Source organism: Pseudomonas sp. GM18 (assembly GCF_000282195.1).
Taxonomy (GTDB): Bacteria; Pseudomonadota; Gammaproteobacteria; order Pseudomonadales; family Pseudomonadaceae; genus Aquipseudomonas.
The window spans coordinates 1-7,229 of record NZ_AKJT01000138.1 but is presented as its reverse complement, the minus strand read 5'-3'; the positions used below and the strand labels follow the sequence as shown (position 1 = coordinate 7,229).

7 protein-coding genes are annotated in these 7,229 nt (G+C 62.1%); 4 read left to right on the top strand and 3 right to left on the bottom strand.

What is annotated here, in order from left to right; genetic code table 11:
- Positions 1–64: 64 nt before the first annotated feature.
- The 3 genes from dsbG to dsbD are packed head-to-tail and all read right to left on the bottom strand — an operon-like array spanning position 65 to position 3,410.
- Positions 65–832: a thiol:disulfide interchange protein DsbG gene (gene dsbG, locus PMI21_RS00020; RefSeq protein ID WP_007942231.1), complete on the bottom strand. Its 768-nt coding sequence runs from the start codon at positions 830–832 to the stop codon at positions 65–67.
- Positions 808–1,674 carry a TlpA disulfide reductase family protein gene (locus PMI21_RS00025; protein WP_007942230.1) on the bottom strand — a complete coding sequence of 289 codons (867 nt, stop codon included), beginning with the start codon at positions 1,672–1,674 and terminating at the stop codon, positions 808–810. Before PMI21_RS00025 ends, dsbG begins: the two co-directional genes overlap by 25 nt.
- The gene (gene dsbD / locus PMI21_RS00030) at positions 1,674–3,410 is read right to left on the bottom strand and encodes a protein-disulfide reductase DsbD (RefSeq protein WP_007942229.1); all 1,737 of its coding nucleotides are present in this window, start codon (positions 3,408–3,410) and stop codon (positions 1,674–1,676) included. The genes PMI21_RS00025 and dsbD overlap by 1 nt, the downstream gene beginning before the upstream one ends.
- 155 nt (positions 3,411–3,565) lie before the next feature.
- Between dsbD and PMI21_RS00035 the strand changes: the two genes are divergently transcribed.
- The 4 genes from PMI21_RS00035 to PMI21_RS00050 all read left to right on the top strand — a co-directional run.
- The gene (locus PMI21_RS00035) at positions 3,566–4,246 is read left to right on the top strand and encodes a response regulator (RefSeq protein ID WP_007942228.1); all 681 of its coding nucleotides are present in this window, start codon (positions 3,566–3,568) and stop codon (positions 4,244–4,246) included.
- Positions 4,243–5,568, top strand: coding sequence for an ATP-binding protein (locus PMI21_RS00040; protein ID WP_007942227.1), 1,326 nt, complete (start codon positions 4,243–4,245; stop codon positions 5,566–5,568). The genes PMI21_RS00035 and PMI21_RS00040 overlap by 4 nt, the downstream gene beginning before the upstream one ends.
- Positions 5,569–5,673: 105 nt before the next feature.
- Positions 5,674–6,159, top strand: coding sequence for a GNAT family N-acetyltransferase (locus tag PMI21_RS00045; RefSeq protein WP_007942225.1), 486 nt, complete (start codon positions 5,674–5,676; stop codon positions 6,157–6,159).
- Between the two features lie 134 nt (positions 6,160–6,293).
- Positions 6,294–7,229, top strand: a 936-nt coding sequence (locus tag PMI21_RS00050; protein ID WP_007942224.1) for an aminotransferase class III-fold pyridoxal phosphate-dependent enzyme, incomplete at its 3' end; no start/stop codon positions are given.

Here is a 7,229-nt window from a genome sequence, read left to right as displayed (position 1 = left end):
GCAGCGCCCACAGGCGCGTAGGAGCTGCCGAAGGCTCGGGCCGCGTTCGGACGATCTTTTGATCTTATTTAGGCCCGAGAATCTTCAGCAACTTGTCCGGCGACGGCGCGCCTTGCTGTTGTTGCAGCTGGCCCTTGTCGTCCATGTAGAAAATCGCCGGAGTGGCGGCCAACTCCAGGTCTTCCATCAACTTCATGTTCGCCGCCAGTTTCGCCTGAACCGCCGGTGGCACGTCCTTCAACGCCTTGAGCGAACTGCCCTTGCCGGATTTTTCGTGTTCTTCCAGGGCTTTCTGCGGGTCCTTGGCGGCCAGCAGCGCGGCGGATTTGCCGGGGCTGTCTTCGCGAATGATGCCGACCATGATGTGCCGCAACTGCACTTTGCCGGCCTGGACCCACGGCCGTGCCTGTTCCCAGAACATGTTGCAGTACGGGCAGTTCGGGTCGCTGAACAGGTAGACGACCCGTGGTGCGTCCTTGTTGCCGTCACCGATCCAGCTGCTCGCTTCCATCTTGCCCCAGACTTCCTTGGCCATCGGCGCGTAGACCAGCTTCTGCAACGGCGCACTGCTCAGGTCATTGCCGTCGGCGTCGTACAGATTGCCGAGCAGCACATGTTTACCGTCCGGGGTCAGGTACAGCGTCATGCCGCGGTTCTGGTACTGCGCCGCGTAACCGCGCAGGCCGTCGGGCGCGTCGAAGGTGCCGACGATTTTGGCGCCCTTGGCTTCGATCTTCTTGATCGCTTCAGGCAGTTCTTCGGCCTGTACCGACGGCAGGTGCAGCAGGGCAGCACCCAAGGTCAGTGTCAGCAGGTGGCGGAGGCGGAGCATGGCAATTTCCTTGAAGGCGTGGCCGAAGTGGCCGGATTCGGGGTGTCGAAGTGTTCCAGGGCGCGGGCCAGGCTGGCTTCCGACATCTCACCCAGGTGACTGCCCAACAGATACCCGTCAGGGCTATAGAACAGCGTAGTCGGCAATGCCATGGAACCCACGGCCTGGCTCAATCGACCGCTGCCATCGAACAGCACGTTGGTCAGGCTCAGGCCCTGGGTTTCGAGGAAGGTGGCGACGCTCTGCATGCTTTCGCTCTGGTTGACGAACAGGAAGGTCAGGTCCGGGCGTTGTTGCTGGGCGTTTTCCAGCACCGGCATTTCCCGGCGGCACGGCGGGCACCAGGTGGCCCAGAGGTTGATGACCAACGGGCCGCCCTGGTAGTCGCTGAGCGGTATGGTCTGGCCGGCGGCATTGCGCAGGGTGATCTGCGGCAGGCGCGTGCCTTGTTCGTAAATACTCAGGGAGAAACTCGCCAGCAGCCAGAACGCCAGGCCGCTGCCTACGCCAAAGCCCAACGGCCGACGCAGGCCCGGTTGACGCCAGCCTCGGTACAACGCGGCCAGCAAAAGTACCACCACCCCCGGCCAGGCGAGGAAACCGCCGTCGCGCAAATCGATGATCTGCCACGGATCGTTGCGATAGTGCGCCCAGTAGGCAATCACGAAGCCGACCCGGGCCGCCAGCATGCCCAGCAGGAACAGGCTGAACAGCACCGATTCCGGATTCTCGCCGCCACGCTTGGCCACCCGCCAGCCGACAAAGGTCGCCAGTGCCAGGGCACTGATCAGCAGCAAGTGATTAAGCGCGATGGCAAAGGTGCCGAGGGTAAAGGTCAGCATTAACGAGCGTCTCGGGTGGTGGTCCAGCGTTGCAGGAAAGTGCCGGCATCGACCTCGCCGGTGATGCGCTGGCTGCGGCGCTCGATGCCGTCGGTGCCAATCCACAACAGGCTGGGTGGCCCCGGCACTTTGTAACGGCCGAGCAGTTCGCGGCTGGCGGCATTGTCGGCGGTGACGTCCAGCCGTAGCAAGCGCACATCGTTGAGCGCATCCAGCACTTGCGGTTTGCCGAAGACCTGTTTTTCCATGACTTTGCACGACACACACCAATCGGCGTAGTAGTCCAGCAGCACCCATTGGCCCCGAGCCTTGGCCGCGTCGAGCTCGCGTTGCAAGGCAGCGGGCTCCTTGATCGTGGTGAATGCATCATGAGCGCTCGGCGCGACAGCACCGGTACGGCCGGCGCTGTACACCTGCAGCGGCTGATACGGATCGTCACTGCCGCCCGCCGCACCGATCACCAGCAGGCTGCCCCACAGACCCAACAGCAGCGAACTGGCGCCGAACAGGTGGGCAACTCGGCCAAACCCCTGCGACTGCTTCCAGGTGCTGTAGGCGGCGATCAGCAGCAAGGCACCGCATAAGCCGAGCCATAGCGACTCATCCAGCACCGGGCGCAGCATCAGCAACGCGGTGGCGAGGAACAGGAAACCGAACACACCCTTGAGCAGGTTCATCCAGGCGCCAGGTTTAGGTAGAAAGCGATTGCCGACGGTGACCAGCAACAACAGCGGCACACCGATACCGATGCCCAGGGCGAACAGAATCAGCCCGCCGTGCAGCGCATTGCCGCTCTGGGCGATATAGAGCAGGGCGCCGGCCAATGGGGCAGTCATGCACGGTCCTACCAACAGGCCGGACAACGCGCCCAATACACCGGCGCCGATCAGGTTGCCACCGCGCTGGTTGCGCGAAACGTGTTCCAGTCGATCTCGTATGGCCACCGGCAATTGCAGTTCAAAAAAACCGAACATCGGCAAGGCCAGCAGCACGAACACCGCCGCAAAGCTGCCCAACAGCCATGGATTCTGCAGCAGCGCTTGAAGGTTCGCCCCGAGCGATGCAGCCAGAACGCCCATCGCCGCATACACCAGCGCCATGCTGATCACGTAACTGCCGGCCAGGGCAAAACCGCGTTTGGGCGTGGCGCCACTGCCAACGATCAACCCTGCCAGAATCGGCAGCATCGGCAACGAGCAAGGGGTGAACGCCAGTAACAGGCCCAGGCCAAAGAACACCAGCAAGCTCCAGCCCAGCGCCCGTTGTTGCAGGCCACTGGCCAGGGCCTGGTCGGGCGCTTCTTCATTGAACGCGGCAAGGACGTTACTGGCGCCGAGGTTGACCACTTGAGTCTGCGGCGGATAACACAAACCGGCATCGGCGCAGCCCTGGAAACCCACCTTGATCTGACCGGTGGCACCGGCCGGGATCTTCAGCTCCAGGCCTTGGCGATAGACTTGCTGTTCGCCGAAGAACTCATCGCTGTGGGACTCGCCTTCGGGCAGCACCGGCACTTGCTCCGGGGCCAGACCGTCGAACTTCAGGCGTTTCTGATACAGGTAATAATGGTCGGCAATTTGCCAATAGAGCTGGGTTTCGCCGGACTCAAGGCGTTCGGACGTGAAGATGAACGCTTTTTCCACCGGGAGAAATTCGGGTTTGGTTTCGAACGGATTCGTTCCTGCCTGGGCCATACCCGAGATCAACAGAACAAAGAATAGAAACAATCGACGCATGGGTAAGCCTTGTCCCTGTGCAAGTAAGGTGCACAGTGGAGGGCGGCGATTAACCAACGATTAACCACATCCGCCTTGTGACAATGGGACTTGCGGCATAATGTCCGCTTAATCGGCTACCGGCCTAATCACCCTTTTTTCTATGGGGCCTCACCATGCACGTACTGGTTTGTGAAGACGATGAGTTGATCGCCAGCGGCATCGTCGCCGGCCTGACTGCTCAAGGCCTGACCGTCGAGCACGTCGCCACCGCGTCGGCTGCCCGGGCGATGCTCAAGGTTGCAGAGTTTGACGTCATGGTGCTGGACCTCGGCCTGCCCGATGAGGATGGCCTCAAGCTGCTGCAGCAGTTACGCCACCATGGCCTGGAAATCCCGGTGCTGATCCTCACGGCCCGGGATTCGGTCACTGATCGGGTCGACGGCCTGCAAGCTGGTGCCGACGACTACCTGCTCAAACCATTCGACCTGCGCGAACTTGCCGCGCGGCTGCACACCCTGTTGCGACGAGTGGCGGGGCGCAGCGTTAATCTGATTGAACACGGTCGTTTGACCTACGACCCCAGCAGCCGCGAAACCCAGCTCGGCGGCCAACCGGTGGATTTGTCGCGCCGTGAACAATCGCTGCTGCAAGCCTTGCTGCATAACCGTGGCCGGGTGCTGTCCACCGAGCAACTCAAGGACAGCGTCTACGGTTTCAACGACGAACTGGAAAGCAACGCCCTTAACGTCCATATCCATCACCTGCGGCGTAAACTCGGCAACGGCATCGTCGAAACCGTGCGCGGCCTGGGTTATCGCCTGGGGCCGGCCGATGGCGGAGAAGAATCGAAGTGATGAGCCTGCGTTTGCGCCTGAGCCTGACCCTCGGCGCCGCGTTTGCGCTGATCTGGGCCCTGGCCGCCGCCTGGATGCTCAGTGATCTGCGCAACCAGATGATGTTTTCCCTCGACCAGCGGCTGGTTGCCTCGGCGCGGATGGTCGCCGGGTTACTGGAGCAACTTCCGGCGTTGCCGAGCAAGGGCGAGGGCACCCATTTCAGCGCTGAGCAACTGAATATCCCCGGCGGCATGGCCTGTCAGGTCAGCTCGTTGCGCGGCGAGATTCTGGCCCGCAGCCACAGCAACCCCGAGCAGGCGCTGGAAGCCGAGAAAATGGGTTTCCACGATCAGATTATCGACGGCGCACCATGGCGCAGCTTCACCCTGGCGCGTGGCGATGTGCGCATCACCACCGCCGACCGGCAGATCGAGCGCGAAGCGCTGAACATGTCCATTCTGCTGGCGGCTTCAGTGCCGGTCGGCGTGGCGCTGCTTGGCTGCCTGTGCCTGTTGTGGCTCGGCATCGGTCAGGGGCTGGCACCGCTCAATCGTATGCGCGATGCATTGATGCGGCGTAGCGCCGATTCTCTGGAGCCATTGCAGATCCAGCCGTTGCCCAGTGAATTGCAACCGTTGCTGGAAACCCAGAATCAGCTGTTCCAGCGCATCGGCAAGACCATCGAGCGTGAACGGCGCCTGACCGGTGATGCTGCGCACGAATTGCGTAGCCCGCTGACCGCGATCAAAACCCATCTGCAAGTGGCACGCATGACCGACGGTGCCGCTCGGGATCAGTCCCTGGCCCGGGCTGAAGAGGGCGCGGACCGTCTGCACCGTACGCTTGAACAATTGCTGCTGCTGGCGCGTGTCGAGGGCAGCCTGTCGTTCGATGATGGCGTGCAGTGCAGCGCCGAGCAGGTGGCGAAACTGGCGATTCAGGATGCGGCCAGCGGCGATCGTCAGCGGATCAAGTTTCAGGTGCCGGCCAGATTCTCCGATGCACCGCTGCAAATGCCCGCAGTGCTGTCGATTGCTGCATTGCGCAACTTGCTCGACAACGCCCTGCGCCATACGCCGGGCGATAGGGCGGTGGAGCTGAGCCTGGAAACCAATGGCAATCGTGTGCACTTTTTGGTTCGCGACCACGGCCCGGGAATTGCCGAAGACGACTTGCAACACTTGACCCAACGCTTCTGGCGCAACGGCCAGAGCACCGGGTGCGGCCTCGGCCTGGCGATTGTCCAGGCCATCGTCCAGCGTTGTGGTTGCACCTTGAATTTCGACAGCCGACCGGATGGGTTGCGGGTCGAGTTGACGATGCCGTTGCAACCGGTGTGACGCATTCGCACACACCAAATGTAACGTCTCTCCATTAGCCACCCGGCTCCCCACCGCGCTATTGTCCCCGGCAGCTTTGACTCAATGGATTGAGGTAACAGCGCCATGGATGCATCAATACATATCTGCAAGGCAACGTCGGCCGACGCCGGCATCATCAGCCGGATCGTCGAGCGTTCCATTCGCGTTGGGTGCGCGCTCGACCATCGCAACGATCCGCAAACCGTCGCCACCTGGACCCACACCAAGACCATCGACCACGTGCAGCCCTGGCTGACCGACCCACGGTTGTACCTGAACATTGCGCTGTTGCAGGACAAACCGGTCGGCGTTGCCATGGCGGCGATCAGCGGCAAGGTCGCGTTCTGTTACGTGCAGCCGGAATGGTTTCGGCGCGGCGCCGGACAGGCGCTGGTGCACGACCTTGAGGCGTGGTTGATCGCTCGGGGTTTGCCTCAGGCGCGACTCAACAGCACGCGTACCAGCGAGGCGTTTTACCATCGCTTGGGTTATCGGACTTGCGCTGAAACCTTCACCGTGGCGGGACTCCGCGCCATCCCCATGCTCAAGGCACTGTCGCCACCTTCATAGAAAGCTGATCGAGGGTCTAAATCCTTGACGTCCTGATGCGTTTCCAGAACAGGAAAACCTGCAAGTGCGCCCCGCGACCGGAACGCGCACCTGCCCGGTGTGCAGTTTTGGTCACTATCAACAGGGGTCGAGAGATGTCAGTCGCTACCAGCCTTATCGAAGATCAGCCGGCCCGGATTGCCCCGACGCCTGCCGAGACGCTTTATCAGTTCAACGAATCGCCGCTGTTGGCCCGTCAAAGCCGGCAGGAATCGAACGCCCGCAGCTACCCGCGACGCATTCCCCTGGCACTCAAGCGTGCCAAGGGCATTTATGTGGAAGATGTCGAAGGCCGCAGTTTCATCGATTGCCTGGCCGGTGCCGGAACCCTGGCCCTGGGGCACAATCACCCGGTGGTGATCGAAGCCATTCAGCAAGTGCTGAGCGATGAACTGCCGCTGCACACCCTCGACCTGACCACGCCGGTCAAGGATCAGTTTGTCCAGGACCTGTTCGGCCTGCTGCCGCCAGCATTGGCTGCTGAAGCGAAGATTCAGTTCTGCGGCCCCACCGGCACCGACGCCGTGGAAGCCGCGCTGAAACTGGTGCGCACCGCCACCGGGCGCAGCACTGTGTTGTCATTCCAGGGCGGTTACCACGGTATGAGCCAGGGCTCGCTGAGCCTGATGGGCAGTCTGGGGCCGAAAAAGCCGTTGGGTGCCTTGCTCGGCAATGGCGTGCAGTTCATGCCGTATCCCTACGATTATCGTTGTCCGTTCGGGCTCGGCGGCGCGCAAGGGGTGCAGGTCAACCTGAATTACCTGGAGAACCTGCTGAACGATCCAGAGGCCGGTGTGCAACTGCCCGCTGCGGTGATCGTCGAAGTGGTGCAGGGCGAGGGCGGGGTGATTCCGGCCGATCTCGACTGGCTGCGCGGTTTACGGCGTATCACCGAGAAGGCCGGCGTGGCGCTGATCGTCGATGAGATCCAGAGCGGTTTTGCCCGCACCGGCAAGATGTTCGCCTTCGAGCACGCCGGGATCATTCCGGACGTGGTGGTGATGTCCAAGGCCATCGGCGGCAGCCTGCCG

Excerpts from the sequence above, each read along its gene's own strand:
- dsbG (WP_007942231.1), bottom strand. The coding sequence starts at position 832 with ATGCTCCGCCTCCGCCACCTGCTGACACTGACCTTGGGTGCTGCCCTG.
- PMI21_RS00045 (WP_007942225.1), top strand. The coding sequence starts at position 5,674 with ATGGATGCATCAATACATATCTGCAAGGCAACGTCGGCCGACGCCGGC.
- PMI21_RS00025 (WP_007942230.1), bottom strand. The coding sequence starts at position 1,674 with ATGCTGACCTTTACCCTCGGCACCTTTGCCATCGCGCTTAATCACTTG.
- dsbD (WP_007942229.1), bottom strand. The coding sequence starts at position 3,410 with ATGCGTCGATTGTTTCTATTCTTTGTTCTGTTGATCTCGGGTATGGCC.
- PMI21_RS00035 (WP_007942228.1), top strand. The coding sequence starts at position 3,566 with ATGCACGTACTGGTTTGTGAAGACGATGAGTTGATCGCCAGCGGCATC.